Source organism: Kibdelosporangium phytohabitans (genome assembly GCF_001302585.1).
Taxonomy (GTDB): Bacteria; Actinomycetota; Actinomycetes; order Mycobacteriales; family Pseudonocardiaceae; genus Kibdelosporangium; species Kibdelosporangium phytohabitans.
Window position 1 is genome coordinate 1,997,549 of the sequence record NZ_CP012752.1, and the last position, 17,009, is coordinate 2,014,557.

General features: G+C 68.7%; 16 protein-coding genes. 13 read left to right on the forward strand and 3 right to left on the reverse strand.

Going from position 1 to position 17,009, the window contains the following annotated elements; genetic code table 11:
• The first annotated feature begins 336 nt into the window (after window positions 1-336).
• The 6 genes from AOZ06_RS09120 to AOZ06_RS09145 are packed head-to-tail and all read left to right on the forward strand — an operon-like array spanning window position 337 to window position 5,668.
• Window positions 337-1,356, forward strand: coding sequence for a Gfo/Idh/MocA family protein (locus AOZ06_RS09120; RefSeq protein ID WP_054296516.1), 1,020 nt, complete (start codon window positions 337-339; stop codon window positions 1,354-1,356).
• Window positions 1,356-2,318, forward strand: a complete 963-nt coding sequence (locus AOZ06_RS09125; protein ID WP_054289038.1) for an NAD-dependent epimerase/dehydratase family protein — start codon at window positions 1,356-1,358, stop codon at window positions 2,316-2,318. Before AOZ06_RS09120 ends, AOZ06_RS09125 begins: the two co-directional genes overlap by 1 nt.
• Window positions 2,315-3,430: a DegT/DnrJ/EryC1/StrS family aminotransferase gene (locus tag AOZ06_RS09130; protein ID WP_054296517.1), complete on the forward strand. Its 1,116-nt coding sequence runs from the start codon at window positions 2,315-2,317 to the stop codon at window positions 3,428-3,430. The genes AOZ06_RS09125 and AOZ06_RS09130 overlap by 4 nt, the downstream gene beginning before the upstream one ends.
• A complete protein-coding gene (locus AOZ06_RS09135; RefSeq protein WP_054289039.1) occupies window positions 3,427-4,050 on the forward strand; it encodes an acetyltransferase in 624 nt (207 codons plus the stop codon). Before AOZ06_RS09130 ends, AOZ06_RS09135 begins: the two co-directional genes overlap by 4 nt.
• Window positions 4,047-5,117, forward strand: coding sequence for a DegT/DnrJ/EryC1/StrS family aminotransferase (locus AOZ06_RS09140; protein ID WP_054296518.1), 1,071 nt, complete (start codon window positions 4,047-4,049; stop codon window positions 5,115-5,117). Before AOZ06_RS09135 ends, AOZ06_RS09140 begins: the two co-directional genes overlap by 4 nt.
• Window positions 5,114-5,668: an acyltransferase gene (locus AOZ06_RS09145; protein WP_054289040.1), complete on the forward strand. Its 555-nt coding sequence runs from the start codon at window positions 5,114-5,116 to the stop codon at window positions 5,666-5,668. The genes AOZ06_RS09140 and AOZ06_RS09145 overlap by 4 nt, the downstream gene beginning before the upstream one ends.
• Window positions 5,669-5,814: 146 nt before the next feature.
• Here AOZ06_RS09145 and AOZ06_RS09150 read toward each other — a convergent pair whose 3' ends face one another.
• Window positions 5,815-7,536 carry a discoidin domain-containing protein gene (locus AOZ06_RS09150; protein ID WP_054289041.1) on the reverse strand — a complete coding sequence of 574 codons (1,722 nt, stop codon included), beginning with the start codon at window positions 7,534-7,536 and terminating at the stop codon, window positions 5,815-5,817.
• Window positions 7,537-7,847: 311 nt separating this feature from the next.
• Here AOZ06_RS09150 and AOZ06_RS09155 point away from each other — a divergent pair, with 311 nt between their 5' ends.
• From AOZ06_RS09155 to AOZ06_RS09165, 3 genes are read left to right on the forward strand one after another with little or no spacing between them, the layout of a single operon-like run.
• The gene (locus tag AOZ06_RS09155) at window positions 7,848-8,714 is read left to right on the forward strand and encodes a DUF1996 domain-containing protein (RefSeq protein WP_054289042.1); all 867 of its coding nucleotides are present in this window, start codon (window positions 7,848-7,850) and stop codon (window positions 8,712-8,714) included.
• Window positions 8,711-9,268, forward strand: a complete 558-nt coding sequence (locus tag AOZ06_RS09160; RefSeq protein WP_083471592.1) for a DUF305 domain-containing protein — start codon at window positions 8,711-8,713, stop codon at window positions 9,266-9,268. The genes AOZ06_RS09155 and AOZ06_RS09160 overlap by 4 nt, the downstream gene beginning before the upstream one ends.
• A gap of 7 nt (window positions 9,269-9,275) precedes the next feature.
• On the forward strand, window positions 9,276-10,283 hold the full coding sequence (locus tag AOZ06_RS09165) for a LacI family DNA-binding transcriptional regulator (RefSeq protein WP_236952140.1): 1,008 nt from the start codon (window positions 9,276-9,278) through the stop codon (window positions 10,281-10,283).
• A gap of 14 nt (window positions 10,284-10,297) precedes the next feature.
• Here the strand turns inward: AOZ06_RS09165 and AOZ06_RS09170 are convergent, their stop codons facing one another.
• Entirely contained in the window at window positions 10,298-11,716 is a 1,419-nt protein-coding gene (locus AOZ06_RS09170) for a carboxylesterase/lipase family protein (RefSeq protein WP_054289045.1), read from the reverse strand.
• A 146-nt stretch (window positions 11,717-11,862) separates the two neighbouring features.
• Here AOZ06_RS09170 and AOZ06_RS09175 point away from each other — a divergent pair, with 146 nt between their 5' ends.
• Window positions 11,863-12,513 (forward strand): Crp/Fnr family transcriptional regulator, encoded by a 651-nt coding sequence (locus AOZ06_RS09175; protein WP_054289046.1) that lies wholly within the window; start codon window positions 11,863-11,865, stop codon window positions 12,511-12,513.
• Window positions 12,514-12,899: 386 nt separating this feature from the next.
• The gene (locus tag AOZ06_RS09180) at window positions 12,900-13,598 is read left to right on the forward strand and encodes an RNA polymerase sigma factor (protein ID WP_054289047.1); all 699 of its coding nucleotides are present in this window, start codon (window positions 12,900-12,902) and stop codon (window positions 13,596-13,598) included.
• On the opposite strand, the gene AOZ06_RS09185 is transcribed toward AOZ06_RS09180, so the two are convergent.
• Window positions 13,537-14,526, reverse strand: coding sequence for a hypothetical protein (locus tag AOZ06_RS09185; protein WP_225953179.1), 990 nt, complete (start codon window positions 14,524-14,526; stop codon window positions 13,537-13,539). The two genes, AOZ06_RS09180 and AOZ06_RS09185, sit on opposite strands and share 62 nt — an antisense overlap.
• 296 nt (window positions 14,527-14,822) lie before the next feature.
• Between AOZ06_RS09185 and AOZ06_RS09190 the strand changes: the two genes are divergently transcribed.
• Window positions 14,823-15,788: an AfsR/SARP family transcriptional regulator gene (locus tag AOZ06_RS09190; RefSeq protein ID WP_169798887.1), complete on the forward strand. Its 966-nt coding sequence runs from the start codon at window positions 14,823-14,825 to the stop codon at window positions 15,786-15,788.
• A gap of 435 nt (window positions 15,789-16,223) precedes the next feature.
• Window positions 16,224-17,009: a class I SAM-dependent methyltransferase gene (locus AOZ06_RS09195; protein WP_054296520.1), complete on the forward strand. Its 786-nt coding sequence runs from the start codon at window positions 16,224-16,226 to the stop codon at window positions 17,007-17,009.

Sequence of the window (17,009 nt, forward strand, 5' to 3'; positions counted from 1 at the left end):
TGCTTGCGTGTGAGCTATCACGGGCTGGCAGCATAGGCCGGGAACCTCGCGCTGGTGTGCCAGTCAAGTCACAGTCTTCTGTGGGCACTCGGCCGTTACCCGCTGGGCTCTCACCGACTTCACCGGGCGAGATCTTTCCGGGTGGTGTGGGCACCGTTTCGCGTCGGTTGTTTCCCTACACGGTGAAGCGTCGGTGAGTGGGAGATGAACGACCCGACTGCCCGAAAGTACCAACCGGGGTGATCCTTGCCGAACCATGTAATGCCGTGGGGGGCCGATCACGATTCGAGGGTTAGCTCCCCACCCGTGCGGGAGAAACTCTCCGAGAGGATCTCGATGGTTGGTGTGGCGGTCATCGGAGCGGGCTACTGGGGCCCGAATCTGGTGCGGAACATCCAGGCGACCCCGCAACTGCACCTCAAGGCGCTGTGTGACCTCAACGTCACCCGCGCGCAGGAGGTCCTCGGCCGGTACAGCACTGTCCGTGCCACCGACTCCCTCGCTGAAACCCTTGCCGATCCGGAAATCGAGGCAGTCGCCATCGCGACGCCTGCCGCGACGCACCTGGAAGTCGCGCTCGCCGCCTTGGAAGCGGGCAAGCACGTCCTGGTGGAGAAGCCGTTGGCTTCGTCGTACGAGGACGGGGTGAAGCTGGTCAACGCTGCCGACGAGCGCGGGCTCACGTTGATGTTGGATCACACCTTCTGTTACACCCCTGTGGTGCAACGGTTACGCCGTCTGGTCCATGACGGTGAGCTCGGTGACATCCAGTACGTCGACTCCGTGCGCATCAACTTGGGTCTCGTGCAGCCCGATATCGACGTTTTGTGGGATCTCGCCCCACATGATCTGTCCATCCTGGACGCCATTCTCCCTCCGGGTGTCAAGCCCGTCGCGGTCGCCGCGCACGGCTCCGACCCGCGCAACCTCGGCAGGCTGTGCGTCGCGTACATCTCCATCCAGCTGTCCAACGGTGCCATCGCGCACACGCACGTGAACTGGTTGTCACCGACCAAGATCAGGACGACCATCGTCGGTGGCTCCAAGCACACCGCTGTGTGGAACGACCTTGACCCGACGCAGCCGCTCGCGGTGTACAACCGCGGCGTCGACTGGTCGGAGAATCCCGAGGCCAAGCGGGTCTCCTACCGCATCGGTGACATGGTCGCGCCCGCGTTGCCGACAGGCGAGGCGCTGCGGGGCGTAATGGCGGAGTTCGCTGCGGCGATCATCGAGAAGCGTGCACCGCTCACCGACGGGCGGTCCGGCCTTCGTGTGCTTGCCCAACTGGAAGCCGCGTCGGCCAGCTACGCCGCGGGCGGCACGTTCGTGCCGGTGAATGGAGGAACGTTCTGATGCAGCTGACCGACACCAGGATCCTGGTGACCGGCGGCGCGGGCACCATCGGCTCGCACGTGGTCGACCAGGCACTGGACGCCGGTGCCGGTCAAGTGGTTGTGGTCGACGACCTCAGCCGTGGCACGCTGGCCAACCTGCGCTCCGCGCTGGACCGCGCGCCCGGCAAGGTCGAACTGGTCGAAGGCGACATCCGTGACGCGGCGCTGATGCACAAGCTCAGCGACGGCAAGGACGTCGTGTTCCACCTTGCCGCGTTGCGCATCACGCAGTGCGCCGCGGAGCCGCGTACGGCGCTGGAAGTGCTGGTGGACGGCACCTTCAACGTGGTCGAAGCCGCCGTGGACGCGGGCGTGTCCAAGGTCGTCGCGTCGTCGTCGGCTTCGGTGTACGGCCTCGCCGACGAGTTCCCGACCCGCGAGACGCACCACCCGTACCACAACGACACGTTCTACGGCGCCGCGAAAGCCTTCAACGAAGGCATGCTGCGCAGCTTCAAAGCCATGCGTGACCTCGATTACGTGGCCCTGCGCTACTTCAACGTGTACGGCCCGAGGATGGACGCGCACGGCAAGTACACCGAGGTGCTCATCCGCTGGATGGAACGCATCGAGGCCGGTGACCCGCCGCTCGTGCTCGGCGACGGCAAGCAGACCATGGACTTCGTGCACGTCGAGGACATCGCACGCGCCAACATCCTTGCCGCCCAGGCGGACGTCACCGACACGGTCTACAACATCGCGACCGCGACCGAAACGTCGTTGCTGGAACTGGCCGAGGCCCTGCAGAAGGTGATGGGCTCGACCTCCGAACTGGAGTTCGGCCCGGCGAGGTCGGTCAACGCCGTCACCCGCAGGCTCGCCGACATCAGTGCGGCGCAACGGGATCTGGGCTGGACGCCGAGCATCGGCCTGGAGGACGGCCTCGCCTCGCTCGTCACCTGGTGGCGGGGCCAGCGATGATCCCGGTCATCCGGCCGTGGCTCGGCGAAGAGGAAGCCGAGGCCGCGGCGTCGGCGGTGCGGTCAGGGTGGGTCGCCCAAGGACCGAGGGTCACCGAGTTCGAGAAAGCGTTCTCCGGGTACGCGGGCGCCGCCGAAGGCGTCGCGGTTTCCTCGTGCACGACCGCGCTGCACCTGGCGTTGCACCTGCTGGGTGTCGAGCCGGGCGACGAGGTCGTCGTGCCGTCCTTCTCGTTCATCGCGACGGCCAACGCGGCCCGGTACGCCGGTGCGACACCGGTTTTCGCCGACGTCGACCCGCTGACCGGCAACTTGACCCCGGCGACGATCGAAGCTGTCCTCACGCCGAGAACCGTCGCCGTGATCGGCGTGCACCAAGGCGGTGTCCCGTTCGACGTCGACGCGCTGGAAGCGGTGTGTTCGAAGCACTCCCTCGCGTTGGTGCACGATTCGGCGTGCGCGGCCGGATCCACGTACCGCGGCAAGCCGGTCAGCGCGAGCGCGTCGCTGGCAACGTGGTCCTTCCACCCCCGCAAGCTGCTCACCACCGGTGAAGGCGGCATGCTCACGGTGTCCGATTCGGACCAGGCCGCCCGGTTGCGCCGGTTGCGGGAGCACGGGATGAGCGTGTCCGCCGCCGACAGGCACACCTCGTCCGGCGTGAAACTCGAGTCGTACGAAGAAGTCGGGTTCAACTACCGGATGACCGACATCCAGGCCGCGATCGGCCTGGTGCAACTGGCCAAACTGCCGGACGTGATCGAACGCCGCCGGGAACTGGCCGGGCGGTACCACAAGCTGCTCGCCGAGACCGACGGCCTGACCTGGGTCACCGACCCGGAGTACGGGACCACGAACTACCAGTCGTTCTGGGTCGTGCTGCCGGACTCGTACGAAGGCACGTCCGTCGACGTGCTCGAAGGCCTGCTGACGCGGGGAGTCTCGGCGCGGCGCGGGATCATGGCCTCGCACCTGGAACCGGCGTACAGCAAGGTCGACCTGCCGGTCACCGAGCACCTGACCAGCCGATCGGTGATCCTGCCGCTGTTCCACCAGATGACCGAGTCCGAACAGGACACCGTGGTGGCCGCGCTCGCCGAGACCATCCGATGAACCCGTTGATCCTCGTCGGCGCGGGCGGCCTGGCCAGGGAAACGCTGGCCGCGGCCCGCGATTGCTTCAAGGTCCTCGGCTACGTCGACGACAACCCCGCTCTGCGTGGCAGGGACGTCGACGGCTTTCCCGTACTCGGCCCGATCGACGCGATCTCCGACTACCCGGACGCGCAGGTCGTCATCTGCACGGCAAGGACGACGGATCTCGCCGGCCGCAAGCGAATCGCGCAACGCCTGGCGTTGGAGCCCGAGCGTTACGGGACTGTTGTGCACCCGATGGCCAGCATCGCCGCAGGCACCGTGATCGGCGCGGGCTCGGTCGTGCTCGCGTTCGTCGCGGTGACCGCGCCGCAGGAAATCGGCGAACACGTCGTGATCATGCCGCACGTCACGATCACACACGACGATCGCGTCTCCTCCTACGTCACGTTCGCAGCCCGGGTGGCGTTGGCGGGCAACGTCTCGGTGGGAGAAGCCGCGTACCTGGGCAGCGGGGCGCTGGTCAGGGAGGGCTTGTCGGTCGGCGCGGGCGCGTTGGTCGGGATGGGTGCCGTCGTGCTCGAGAACGTGCCGGAAAACGAGGTATGGGCCGGGGTGCCCGCCAGGAGGATTCGATGATCCCGCCAGTCGACCTGTCACTGCAACACGCCGAGATCGCCGTCGAGGTGGCCGCCGGCTGGGACGCGGTGTTCACCAGGACCGCCTTCGTCGGCGGCCCGCAGGTCGCCGAGTTCGAACAGGAATACGCGAACTTCCAGGGCGTTTCGCACTGCGTCGGCGTCGCGAACGGCACCGACGCGCTGGAGTTGGCGCTGCGGGCCGCCGGAGTCGGGCACGGCCACGAATGCGTCCTGCCGACGAACTCCTTCATCGCCACCGCCGAGGCCGTGGCCCGCAGCGGTGCCACGCCGGTCTTCGTCGACTGCGACCCGGACACGCTCCTGATCGACACCAAGGCCGCACTGGCCGCGATCACCCCGCGTACCAAGGCTTTCCTGCCGGTCCACCTGTACGGCCAGCTCGCCCCGGTCGAGGAGCTGCTCGACCAGGGAGTCACCGTGGTGGAGGACGCGGCGCAGTCGCAGGGCGCGTCCCGGCACGGCCGCACGTTCCTCGGTGACATCGCCGGAACCAGTTTCTACCCGGGCAAGAACCTCGGCGCGTACGGCGACGCCGGTGCCGTGACAACCAACAACCCGGACTTGGCCGCGAAGATCCGGCTGCTGCGCGAGCACGGCTCGGCCGAGAAGTACGTGCACAGCACGCTCGGTTTCAACAGTCGGATGGACACCCTGCAAGCCGTTGTCCTGCAAGCGAAGCTGCGCAGGCTCGCGGTGTGGAACGCGCAGCGCGCGGCGGCTGCGGACTACTACTCCACGTTGCTCACCGGAGTCGCGGGCGTGACCTTGCCGAAGGTGCTGCCGGGCAACTCGCACGTCTGGCACCTGTACGTCATCCGCGTGCCCGAGCGTGACCGGGTACACGACGAGATGCGCGCGAACGGAGTCGGCGCCGCGATCCACTACCCGACACCGATTCACCGGACCGAGCCGTTCGCCACCGGCGAGTCGTTCCCGAACGCGGAACTGGCCGCCGGTGAGATCCTCAGCCTGCCGATCTTCCCCGGCATCACCCGGGCGCAGCAGGAGCGGGTCGCCGAAGTCCTGATTGGAGCGCTGGCATGACGTTCGTGCACCCGAAAGGTCTCTGCGAGAGCTCGGACGTGGGCGAGGGGACCAGGGTGTGGGCCTTCGCGCACGTGCTCGAAGGCGCGAAGATCGGCCGCGACTGCAACATCTGCGACGGCGCGTTCGTCGAGAACCAGGTCGTGCTCGGCGACAACGTGACGGTGAAGAACAACGTCCTGTTGTTCAACGGTGTCACGTGCGAGGACAACGTGTTCCTCGGCCCGAACGTGGTGTTCACCAACGACATGCGGCCACGTGCGCACCAGAAGCTCGGTGGTGACCAGTTGTTGCCCACGCGGGTCTGTGAAGGCGCCACGCTCGGCGCCGGAGTCGTGATCGTCTGCGGGACGACCATTGGCCGCAACGCGTTCGTCGGTGCGGGCTCGGTCGTGACACGGGACGTGCCCGCGCACGCGTTCATCGTGGGCAACCCGGGCGTGCAGAAGGGCTGGGTCTGCCGGTGCGCGGCCAGGCTCGACGACGACCTGACCTGCCCCGAATGCGGTACGAAGCACCGGCAGAGCTCCGACGGGCTCGACTACGCCTGACGCCGCGAGAACAACACGCACACCACCTGCCCGCGGTCGCGACCACCACGCCGCAGGCCGTCCCGACCCGGGGTGGTGAAGCCCTGGTGGAGCACCGTGGAAAGACCGGGCAGTGTGGGTACACCGCCCGGTCCGTCCAGGTTCCGCTACCGGTACACGCGCACGTAGTCGATCAGCATGTTCTGCGGCAGGACCGTGCCCGCGCCCGGCGGACCGGGGAAGTCACCGCCGATGGCGCTGTTGAGGATGATGAAGTGGTCGTGGTCGTACACCCACGGGCCACGCGTGAGCTCCAACTGGGTGCGGTCGACCGTGAAGAACGACCGTCCGTCGACGAAGAACGTCATGTGGCTGGAGTCCCACTCCACCGCGAACGTGTGGAACGCGGCGTCCACGCGTTGCCTGAGGTCCAGCGGTTGGCCGTACCCACCGGCACCGAAGTACGCGGGCGCGTGCAGCGTGGAGTAGACCGTGTTGAGCTCACGGCCGACGTGCTCCATGATGTCGATCTCGCCGCAGTTGGGCCACGGCGTACGGGTGGCGAAGAAGTTCGACCCGAGCATCCAGAACGCCGGCCACAAGCCCTGCGTGCTGGACACCTTGATCCGTGCTTCGACCCGGCCGTAGGTGAACTGGAACTTGTTGTACGAGTTGAGCCTGCCGGACGTGTACTGGCACGTGGTGCTGCCGCTGATCGGGTCGGGCGGGCACGCGGACCCGGGCGTTGCCTGCCTGCGGACCTGGATGTTGAGGTTGCCGTTGCCGTCCATGCGGGCGTTGTCGTTGTTGGTGTAGTACTGCAACTCGTTGTTCACGCCCGGTCCGATTTCCGGCGTCCACTTGGCCGGGTCCGGCGTGGAGTTGGCCGCGCCGGTGAACTCGTCGCTCCACGCGAGGCGGGTGAAGTTCGGTGCCGGTGGCAGCGGCGGAGGCGGTACCGGGCTGCCGCCGGTGCCGTAGACCTGGAACTCCCACAGGGAATAGCCGTATCCGTTGGATCGCTGAGTGCCGTACATCCGGACGTACCGCCCGGTGCCCGACACGGTCAGCGTCTCCTTGAATCCCTTGCCGGTGGTGGTCGAGTGGATCGGCCGCCAGGTGGCGTTGTCGTCGGAGACCTGGATCTGGTACGACACGGCGTACGCCGGATCCCACTGCAGGACAACTTTGCTGATCGTCGCGGTGGCCCCGAGGTCGACGGTGATCCAGCCCGGGTCGACCCAGCCGGTCGTCGCGCTCGTCGCCCAGCGGGTCGCGGGGTCGAAGTCGGTTGCCTTGACGGGCAGGCAGGACGGGCAGGCGCCGTCGTCCTGGTGGCTGGAGGCGACGGCGGGTTTGTTGTACGACAACAGGCCGTCGCCGGGGCCGGGGTTGCCGCCGAAGGTACCGAACACCTGGAACTCCCACAGCGAGTAGCCCCACGGCGTGGCCCTGGTGGTCAGGTTCAGCCGGACGTACCGCCCGGAGCCGGTCACCGGCAGTGTCTGCACGCCGCCGGTGCTCGTCGCGGTCGTGTACACGGTCGTCCACGTGCTGCCGTCGGCGGAGACCTGGACCTGGAAATTCCTGGCGTACGCCGCTTCCCAGTTGAGCACGACCTCGTCGACGGCGGCGGCCGAGCCGAGGTCGACCTGGATCCACTGCGGGTCGGAGAACTGGCTGGACCACCGGGTGCCGGTGCTGCCGTCGACAACGGCCGACGGCGGGAACGCGGCCGACTCGGACGACGACGCGGTGACCGGTTTGCTCTGGGAGATCAACGGACCGGCCGCGGTGGCCGTACCGGTGAGCGCCTGGATCAGCGCGGCCACCACGACGGCGACCAGCCCCAGTGACACCAGGCGTTTTCGAGACGGAACCGTCTGCATGCGTGCTCCTTTGCGCCATGCAAGAGAAAACGATCCGCGGCAGGTCGGACAGGGCAGGGTGGGAAACAGTGCGAGAGCGCTCTCCCGAACCTTGAGAGTGCAGGGCCGACGCATTCCTGTCAAGCCCGGCCGAGCTGAGAGAGCGCTCTCTGAACCGGTGCGCCGTTTGGCGGCGCGGCAGCGCCCGACTGACGTAACCTCCCATGCCCTGCGGACCAGGCCGGTTGACGGCTTGACACCGGCACCGTCATCCTGCTTGACGCGAGAGCGCTCTCACCCGTCACTCCGACAGGAGAGGGAGTTCATCTTCAATGAAGAAGACAATGAACCGACGGCGACTGGGCACGGTGTTCGGCCTCGTCGCCGCTGTCGGCGCCCTGCTGACTGGTGGGCTCAGCGCCCTGTCCGACCACGCGAACGCCGAACCGGTGCGGGTGGCCGAGTTCCTCGCCGAGTGCCCGCTCAGCCACCGGCTGCCCGACGACCCGATCGTCCTGCCGAAGCTCGCGGGCGCGTCGCACTCGCACGACTTCTTCGGCAACCGCTCGACCAACGCCCACTCGGACGTCACCAGTCTCGGTGGCGCGAGCGGCAACTGCAATCCGGCACCGGACATCTCGTCGTACTGGGTACCTACGCTCTACAAAGGACAAAACGCGATCCAGGCGAGCATCGTCACGTTCTACTACCTCGGCGAGGGCGTGAACCGCCCGCAGGACATCCGGCCGACACCGTTCGGCCTGAAGATCGTCGCGGGCAACGCGAAGGCAACCGGCGACGGCGACAGCATCGCCCGGTGGTCGTGCCTGCACGCCGGGCACGTGCCGCCGTCGAAGAACTTCGTCAACTGCCCGGCCGGCACCCAGCTGGAGACCTATTTGGACTTCCCGCAGTGCTGGAACGGCCGCGATCTCGACTCACCCGACCACAAGAGCCACATGGCGTACCCGGTCGCGGGCGGCTGCCCGGCCAGCCACCCCGTGTCGGTGCCCAAGCTGCGGTTCGTGATCCGCTACCCGGTCAACGGCGACCCGAGCACGTTCCGGCTGTCGTCGGGAACAGGCCATACCTACCACGGCGATTTCTTCAACGTCTGGCCACCGGCGGAGATGGAACGCCGTGTGCGTGACTGCCTCAACGCCGTGATCAAGTGCGACCACAACGGCAACCACGGATGAGCGTGCTCGTCCGCTGTGTCCTGCTGTGCCTGCTCCTGGCGGGCTGCGGCGGGAACGTGACTGGTCCGGTCCCGGCAACCCCTGCTCCCGGGACCGGCCAGGCCACCCCGTTCGGCGCGACCGAGCGGGCGTTCGTCGAACTGGCGATCGCCACGGACGAGCAAGCCGTGAAACTCCTTGCCGCGGGCCAAGCACAGGCCGCACATCCCGCTCTCCGGCAACTGGCGCGGGACGCCGGCGCGGCCAGACGCGCGGAAGTGGCTGAACTGCGTGGGTTGCTGACGTCCGCGGCGGTCGAGTACGTGGACAACCACAAGGGACACGACATGCCCGGGATGCCGACCGACGCGGAGATCACCGCCGTCGAAGCGGCAGGGCCAGGATTCGACGCCCAGTTCGTCAAGTTGCTCCGAGCGCACCTTGACGAATCGGCTGTGGTCCTCCGATCGGCGGTGCGGGCCGTGTCGGACGAGCCGACCCGCGCGCTGGCGTCGCGGATGGCGTCGGACCGCACCGAGTTCACGCGACGGCTCGATGCGGTCGTACCGGTATAAAGAATTGGTGCCCCGACACCAGAAACGCGTCACGCTCGAGGAAGTGGCCCGGATCGCCGGGGTGTCGAGAGCGACGGTGTCCCGTGTGGTCAACGGGGTGGCCAGTGTGGACGAGAGCATCAGGCGGACCGTTGAGAAGGCCATCTCCACGACGGGGTACCTGCCGAACCTCGCGGCGAGGTCGCTGGTGACCCGCCGGGCGGACGCGGTCGCGCTCGTGCTGCCGAGCGAGGACAGGATCGTCGGCGACCCGTTCTTCACGCGGATCGTGCGCGGGGTGTCCGGTGTGCTGAGCCCGCTGGGCGTGCACCTGGTGCTGATGACGACCAGTGCGGACACCGGCGACCAGGTCGTCGCGGATCTGCGCCAGGGCAGGCTGGACGGCGTGATCCTGGTGCACACGTACCGGGCTGACCCGTTGCCGAACCGGTTGGTGCGCGGCCGTCAGCCGGTTGTGCTGTCCGCGCGCCCGGCCGATCCGATCCCGATCACGTACGTGGACGTCAACCAGACCGCCGGTGGCGCCCTCGCGGCCGAGCACCTGGTGGCCCGGGGGTGCCACCGCGTCGCGACGATCACGGGATCGCTGGACCGGCCGCCGGGACACGACCGGCTGGCTGGGTTCTGCTCGGCGATGGCCCGGTTGGGGCAGCCGGGCGTGATCTGCGTGGAAGGGGACTTCACCAGGCAGAGCGGAGCGGCCGCGATGCGCCGGTTGATCACCGCGCACCCGGAGGTCGACGGCGTGTTCATCGCGTCGGACCTGATGGCCGAGGGAGCTTTGCCTGTATTGCGGGAGCACGGCCGCCGCGTGCCCGACGACGTGGCTGTGGTCGGTTTCGACGACAGCAGCGCCGCGCTCAGCTGCGACCCGCCGTTGACCACGGTCCGCCAACCGGTCGAGGACATGGCCGCCGAGATGGCACGTCAGCTGCTCAAACAAGTGGACCAGATCGACACGCCGATCCGATCGGTGATCTTCGAGCCATCACTGGTGATCCGGCAGTCCGCCTAGCGCACCCGCCAGGGCTAGCTGTGGTCCCATAGGGCGCGCCGGGCCGCATGCGGGTCCAGCACCACTTCGGAGTCGATGTCGAACCGCATCGTGCTGCGGTTGCCGGTGTCGTAGCGGAACCAGCCGGGGTTGCCGTTGGTGGCGAACGAGACCCACGCCTGATGCATGGTGTCGGCCAGGTGCTGCGGCAGGTCGGTGCCCAGCAGCCCGGCGAACGAGCTGTCGTGTGTCGTGTCGAACACGAACGGGATCTCGGCGGCGTGGCACGCGCCCAGCTTGCCGTCGAATGTCGGCGCCTGCCAGGCGAATTCGTACATGTAGGCGGTTTTCACCTGTTGTGCCAGCCGGATCGCCGGGGTGCGGAAGTGCCAGTCGGTCATCATCGTGGCCAGTTTCTCGCCGGGCGTGCCCTGGTAGACGACGGCGGCCTCGGCCGGGTCGATCCCCGCACGCAGGACCGCGCCGGTGAAGAGCTCGCCGGTGACGGCGTCCAGCAACCCGTGCGGCACGATGTAGAGCCGGAACTCGTCGGCGTTCGTGCCGATCATGATGTCCACATCGGACGATCCCGGTACCAGGCCGTCGTCGGCGACCGGGCCGAACGGCAGCATGGTCCGGGCCGCGTCGCCCCACAGCGCCGGGTCCGGGTTCGCCGCGATGGCGGCACGCAGTTCCTGCTGGGCGGCCACGAGTCCGGCGACGGGCACCGCGGCGATGTCGTCGGTGCCGAGCTTGTCGACCAGGCGCGCCTTCACCAGTTCGGCGGACGCGGGGGAGAGCACGTGCTCGGCGGCGCCGCTCTGCAGGATCGCGCGCCGGAAAAGCCCGGCGGCGCGCGGCATGCCCAGCAGCATCGCCACCGACATCGCGCCTGCCGACTCGCCGAAGGCGGTGACCTGGCCGGGATCCCCGCCGAACGCGGCGATGTTGTCGCGCACCCACTCCAGCGCGGTGATCTGGTCGAGCAGGCCGCGGTTGGCGTTGCCGGGGTAGTAGAGGAAGCCGTCGGCGCCGAGGCGGTAGTTCAGCGTCACGCAGACCACGCCGTCGCGGGCGAACGCCGTGCCGTCGTAGGACGACCCGGAGCCGTTGAGGAACGCCCCGCCGTGGATCCACACCATCACGGGCAGGTTGTCGCCCGGACCGGGCGTGTAGACGTTCAGGTTGAGGTAGTCGTCGCCCGGGATGTCCGCGTCCGGGATCAACGCGTTCAGCGGCGGCAGGTACTGGGCTTTGGGCGCGGTCGGGCCGAACCGGGTGGCGTCCCGCACACCGGTCCACGGCTCGACCGGCCGCGGTGGCTGGAACCGGTTCGGGCCGACGGGTGGCGCGGCATACGGAATACCTTTGAACGCCATGACGCCGTTCGCGGCGGTGCCGCGCACGGCGCCGTCCCGGGTGTCCACGGTGATGTCCGTCGCGGCTTCGCCCATGGCGCGACACTACCGGCGGCACGTGGCCGCGACCGCCCGGCGATCAAGGATTCATCACCCCCGTGGCCTGCCTGTTCGCGGTGGAGTGTCACAAAACGCCGTCGCCCCGCGGTACTGGTATCAGGAGCGACGTCTGCGAGGGAGCCATGAGCTGGCGGCTGAGTGGGGATGGACAGCGCAAGCTGATCGAGGCGGGCACGCACCGCCGCTGGTCGGCGGGGCAGGTGCTGATCAGGGAGTCCGACGCGTCCGATCACGTCGTGCTGCTGGTCAGCGGCCGGGTGAAGGTCAGCGTCACCGCGCCGACGGGCAGGCAGGTGATGATGGCCATCCGCGGCCCTGGCGACCTGCTCGGCGAGGTGTCGGCGATCGACGGCGGCGAGCGGTCGGCGACGGTCACGGCGTTGACGGACGTGCACGGTGTCTCGCTGACCGGTGCGGAGTTCCACCGGTTCATGCTGGACGCGCCGAGCGTCACCGTCGAACTGCTGAAAATGGTCGTCGGGCGGCTGCGCGAGTCGACCCGGCGGCGCCTGGAGAACGGCGCGTACGACGTCCCGGCCCGGACCGCGCGGTTGCTGGTGGAGTACGCCCGTGACTACGGCGAACCCGTGCCGGACGGGTTGACGGTGAAACTGCGGCAAAGCGAACTCGCCGAAGCCGCGGGCGCCTCACGCGAGGCCGTCGCGAAGGCGTTGAAGGTTTTCCGGGACGCGGGCGCCGTCCGGACCAATCGGTGCAGCTTCGACGTGCTGGAGATCGACTTGCTCGACCGTTTCGCCGAAGGGATCGCGTGACCTCCCGCCCCGGTTTCGGACTGGTGAAACGGCGAGAGGTCACGCCCGGCCGGTCGGGTATCTGACAGTGAAGGTGGAAATCGGGGTACGGCCGACCGGAAAAGGCGGGTCGGCGTGATTCACGCCGGGTCCGGCCCCCGTCGGGGCCGTTCGGTGCATGCGCGCTCCTTGATCGTCGTCGCCGATGGGGTGGTCGCGCAGAGAACACTCGCACCACAGCGGGCGTGAGTCTGTGAAATCCACCGCACAGCCGAGGAGCGGCAGGGAGTGTCAACTTCTGGCCTCCAGTTGACAGGAAACTGTCCAGAAAACGGTCCGGTTTTCGGCCCGTCGGTGCGGCATCCTCTGCGTCAAGAGGGAGCACTTTCGCGAACTGGGCAACGAGCATGCGAGTCGAACAACCGGGGCTGAAGGTCCTGCTGCGTGTCATCACGGAGCCGGGCCTGCGCTTCCGCGCGACCGTCGACGTGTACGCGCGCCGCTACACCCTGGACAGCGACGACCTCTACCAGGCCGCGAGCGAGCGGCTGCTGCGCCAGCGCGGTGTCCAGCCCGAGCACGAGGGACTGCGCGGGTGGCTGGACCGCTGTGTCAACTTCACCGCGCTCGACATGCTCAAGGACCGGGCCAGGCAACCGGTGGTGATGGACGGCCTGCCCGAGTTCGCCGATTCGGTGATGTACCAGCGCGGCCCCGAGGCCGCCACCGACGTCGACTGGACGCAGTGGCTGACCACCCGGCTGGACCCGGAGCTCACCGCCGACCAGGTGCTCGCGGTGCTCGCGCTGGGCGGCGACCCCGGCATCGGGCTGCGTGAACTGGCCGCGCTGACCGACAAGAGCTACGCCGGGGCGCGCCAGCTGAAGTCACGGGCGCTGGCCAGGGTCGGCAGGCTGATCGGCCTGACCGCGGCGGAACGAGCGGCATACCGGGGTATGCACAAAGGCGAGGGGGTGGCTGAAGCGGCTCGCCGCTTGGGCGTCGACGAGAGCCACGTCGACGTCCTGCGGCGAGCCGCCTCGGTCAAGATCCGCCGGTTCCTGACGGTGGATGCCAGCGGATGCCGTAAGCAAGGCCGGGTGTGAGCTCGTGGAACGCCGTGTGGATCTCGCAGGCGGCGTCCAGCGGGACACCGTCGCCACGCGGCTGCGGGTCGTCGACGTCCCGCTGGAAGGCGTTGACCAGCCGCCAGATCCGCTCGGGCGGGCGCTCGGGGTCGAAGCGCACCCGCAGGTCGAACTCGGCGCACCGGTGCTTGGGCACGCAAACGTAGTGCGGCGCCATCGTGCGGTCGGCGCGGATCCGGAACCGCAGCCCGATCTGGTGGGACTCGTGCCGCCGCAACGGTTTGGGCAGCACCAGCCGGAAACCGTACCGGTCGGTGGACTCCATCGCCCGCGTGGTCAGGCGCCCGCCGTGGAACACGTCGATCTCCAGGTCCTCGGTGCGCGCCGGGCCGTTGGCCACGAACGGGGCGGTCAGCGTGATCGCCATGTCGACGTGCTCGATCCGGTCGTGGTCGGCCACGATCCGGCGGAACTCGAACGCCTCCGGCGGTTGCTGGTCGAGCGCCAGCGTGACCCGCAGTTCCTCGGTGTGCCAGCCGGGCACAGGTTCCGCCGGGCCGGCGTCGGTCAGCGGCGCCCCGGACCGCGCCACCTCGGCGAGCCGCTCGATGCCCTCGTCGATCCGGCGCCGCGCGGTGCGTTCGTCCCGGTTGAGCCGCTGCGCGACCAGCCGCACCCGGTCCTTGTAGAGCGGCAGCTGGTCGGACTGGTCGAGCGCGAACGCCGCCCGCACCGCGATCCGCAGGTCGTCGGGCAGTTCCCCGGCCCAGCGCCACAGGCACTCCGCGACCTTGCGGCGCACCTCGACGGCCTGGTCGACACCGTGCGTCCCGGTCACCGTGCGCAGCGCCTCGCCCATTCTCGCCGTGATCGCCCCCGCCAGTATCCCGCGCCCTTTGCGCAGTGCCTTCAAATCGGCGACGAGCTGTTCATCGCGGATCGTCATTGGTCGAATTTAACCCTGTTCGTGAGCATTGTTCAAGCGTCACCTGAAAGGACCAGAGCAGTTTCCTGATAACCCTTAATCCGGAACGGTGGTATTCCGTCACGCTATCGGATCGCAGATGTTCCGCGCACTTTTGACGCACGGTTCGGTCGCATTATTGATCGGGCCGGACGGGGTTCCCGGCGTGCTCGGCGGTGTGCCCGACGCGGGGACGGCCAGGTGGAAAGGGGGTGTCCTTTCGTGCAGACGCATTACCTGGGTGAGTGCTGAGTCGTACCCTGGTGAGTAGGTTGGAGGTGAGAATCCAGCACACGGGGGTGGGCGTGGAGTTCCTGCTGCTGGGGGCGGTACGGGCAGTGCGCAATGCGCGGCTGGTACACCTGGGGCCCCGGCAGCAGCGGCTGGTGTTCGCTGTGCTGGCGTGGGAAGTCGGCAGGCCCGTCTCGGTCGACCGGCTGATCTCGTTGCTGTGGCCGGTTTCGCCGCCCCGCACAGCGGAACACGCGGTCCGCGTGTGCGTCTCGCGGCTGCGGTCGATCCTGGCCGGTCACGCGGAACTGACCGCGCAGGGCGGCGGCTACGTACGGCGCGAACGCCAAGTTCGTCACGCTGCTCGCGTTGCTGCGCAAACCGGGGAGCGGCGGCTGGAAGGCCCGGCGTTGATCCGGGTCGGCAACCACCTCCAGTGCCGCGGCAGGCTGGTCGAGGCGTCGGCGTACTACCAGCAGGCGCTGGAACTGAGCTGTGTGATGGGCGAGCGCCACGCCGAGGCCAACGCCCTGCACTTCCTCGGCGGCGTGGAATACCTGATGGGCGAGCTGGACGCGGCGCTGGACCACGACTCCGAGGCGCTGCGGATCTACTTGTCGCTCGGTGGCCGCAACGACGAAGCACGGGCACGCACGCACCTCGCGAACGTCCACCGCGCCTCCGGCCGGTGCGACGCGGCCATGGCGGACGCGCGAGCGGCGCTGGTGCTGGCGTTGGAAACGGGGGAGCGCCGCACCGAGACGTGGGTCCGCAGCGCGCTCGCCGCGACGCACCTGCTGGCGATGGGTGACACGGGCGAAGCGGCGGCGGAGTACGAGCGTTCGCTGGCCGTGGCACGTGCGATCGGCGCCCGCCACGAGGAATGCGAGGCGCTGATCGCCGACAAGATCGGCTACCGGCTACTGGCAGACCAGGCGATCCAAGCGGGCGCGACGCGCGAGGACGACCGTCTCCGCACGGCTGGCGACCTCGCGCTTGTGGACGATCCCTGACGTGGGTCGCGGACCGTCTTCGTCGCGGCTTGCGCGACAAGGTGGATGTCTTCGTGTGACGCCGGCAGGGCTCGTAGCCCGTCCCTGACCACGGGTGCGCGGTCGGCCAGCACCAGCGTCAACACGACGACACCACCCCCAGCGGCTTCACTGGTGACACTGTGGCGGATCGAGTTCAGAGTTCGTTCAAATCCACCTGTGGCGCAGTGCGGCAACGGTCAACGAACCCGAGGCGTAGCACCCGGCCACGAACCGAACTCCGCGCCCGTGCCGGCACCGGCCATGCCACCGAAGGCGGCGGATCCCTGAGCGTGGAGCGGCGGACGGCCGGATCCACACGGCTGCGAGAACTTTCCGGCGAAAATCTCCCGGAGCCCCGCCCGCGACGCGAACGGCGGTATCCCGGTGTCCGCCGTCCTGCCTACGCTCCCCGCCGTGACCAGCACCGAACAGGGCAGACGCAAGTACGACGAACTCGCCGACAAGTACGAGGAGATCTTCCCGTACGTCGTCGACGTGGGACGACTGCTCGTGGAGCACGCCGCCCCCGCCGCTGGTGCGCGTGTGCTCGACGTCGGCGCTGGTCGTGGCGCGGTCGCCCGTGCGGCACTGGCCCACGGCTGTGACGTGACCGCTGTCGACGCGTCGGCGGGCATGGTCGCGCGCCTGGCCATGGACTTCCCGGACGCCGTCGCCCGGCAGATGGACGCGGGCGCGCTGGACTTCCCCGACGGCTCGTTCGATCTGGTCGCGGCCGGGTTCGTGGTGCAGGTCCTGCCCGATCCGGACGTCGCGCTCGCCGAGTTCCGGCGGGTGCTCGCCCCGGGCGGGAAACTCGCGCTGTCGCTGGAGAAGCAGACGGTCGGCCGCCTGCGGTGGCTGTTCGAACTGGCCGGTGAGTTCTTCGGCGCCCCCGTGCCCGGCGACGACGAGGAAAGCACCGGCGCGATGACCGGCAGGCAACTCGACGCGTTGATCGAGCGGGCCGGGTTCACCGACCTGGCCACGGACACTGTCGAGATGCCCGTCCCGCTGGCCGACCCGGCGGCGTTGTGGGACTGGCTGACGCCACGCGGCCTCACCGACGCCGTGCGCGCGTTGCCCGCCGAGCAGGCCGAACAGTTCCACGTCCGTTTCCTCGCCGGAGCGGAACACATGCAGGCCAACGGCGGGATCTCGCTGGACTTCCGTGCCACGTTGCACGTCGCGCGCAGGCCGTAA

What these genes read in the sequence shown, in the direction of transcription:
- AOZ06_RS09120 (WP_054296516.1), top strand. Translation starts at nt 337, where the DNA reads ATGGTTGGTGTGGCGGTCATCGGAGCGGGCTACTGGGGCCCGAATCTG.
- AOZ06_RS09125 (WP_054289038.1), top strand. Translation starts at nt 1,356, where the DNA reads ATGCAGCTGACCGACACCAGGATCCTGGTGACCGGCGGCGCGGGCACC.
- AOZ06_RS09130 (WP_054296517.1), top strand. Translation starts at nt 2,315, where the DNA reads ATGATCCCGGTCATCCGGCCGTGGCTCGGCGAAGAGGAAGCCGAGGCC.
- AOZ06_RS09135 (WP_054289039.1), top strand. Translation starts at nt 3,427, where the DNA reads ATGAACCCGTTGATCCTCGTCGGCGCGGGCGGCCTGGCCAGGGAAACG.
- AOZ06_RS09140 (WP_054296518.1), top strand. Translation starts at nt 4,047, where the DNA reads ATGATCCCGCCAGTCGACCTGTCACTGCAACACGCCGAGATCGCCGTC.
- AOZ06_RS09145 (WP_054289040.1), top strand. Translation starts at nt 5,114, where the DNA reads ATGACGTTCGTGCACCCGAAAGGTCTCTGCGAGAGCTCGGACGTGGGC.
- AOZ06_RS09150 (WP_054289041.1), bottom strand. Translation starts at nt 7,536, where the DNA reads ATGCAGACGGTTCCGTCTCGAAAACGCCTGGTGTCACTGGGGCTGGTC.
- AOZ06_RS09155 (WP_054289042.1), top strand. Translation starts at nt 7,848, where the DNA reads ATGAAGAAGACAATGAACCGACGGCGACTGGGCACGGTGTTCGGCCTC.
- AOZ06_RS09160 (WP_083471592.1), top strand. Translation starts at nt 8,711, where the DNA reads ATGAGCGTGCTCGTCCGCTGTGTCCTGCTGTGCCTGCTCCTGGCGGGC.
- AOZ06_RS09170 (WP_054289045.1), bottom strand. Translation starts at nt 11,716, where the DNA reads ATGGGCGAAGCCGCGACGGACATCACCGTGGACACCCGGGACGGCGCC.
- AOZ06_RS09175 (WP_054289046.1), top strand. Translation starts at nt 11,863, where the DNA reads ATGAGCTGGCGGCTGAGTGGGGATGGACAGCGCAAGCTGATCGAGGCG.
- AOZ06_RS09180 (WP_054289047.1), top strand. Translation starts at nt 12,900, where the DNA reads ATGCGAGTCGAACAACCGGGGCTGAAGGTCCTGCTGCGTGTCATCACG.
- AOZ06_RS09185 (WP_225953179.1), bottom strand. Translation starts at nt 14,526, where the DNA reads ATGACGATCCGCGATGAACAGCTCGTCGCCGATTTGAAGGCACTGCGC.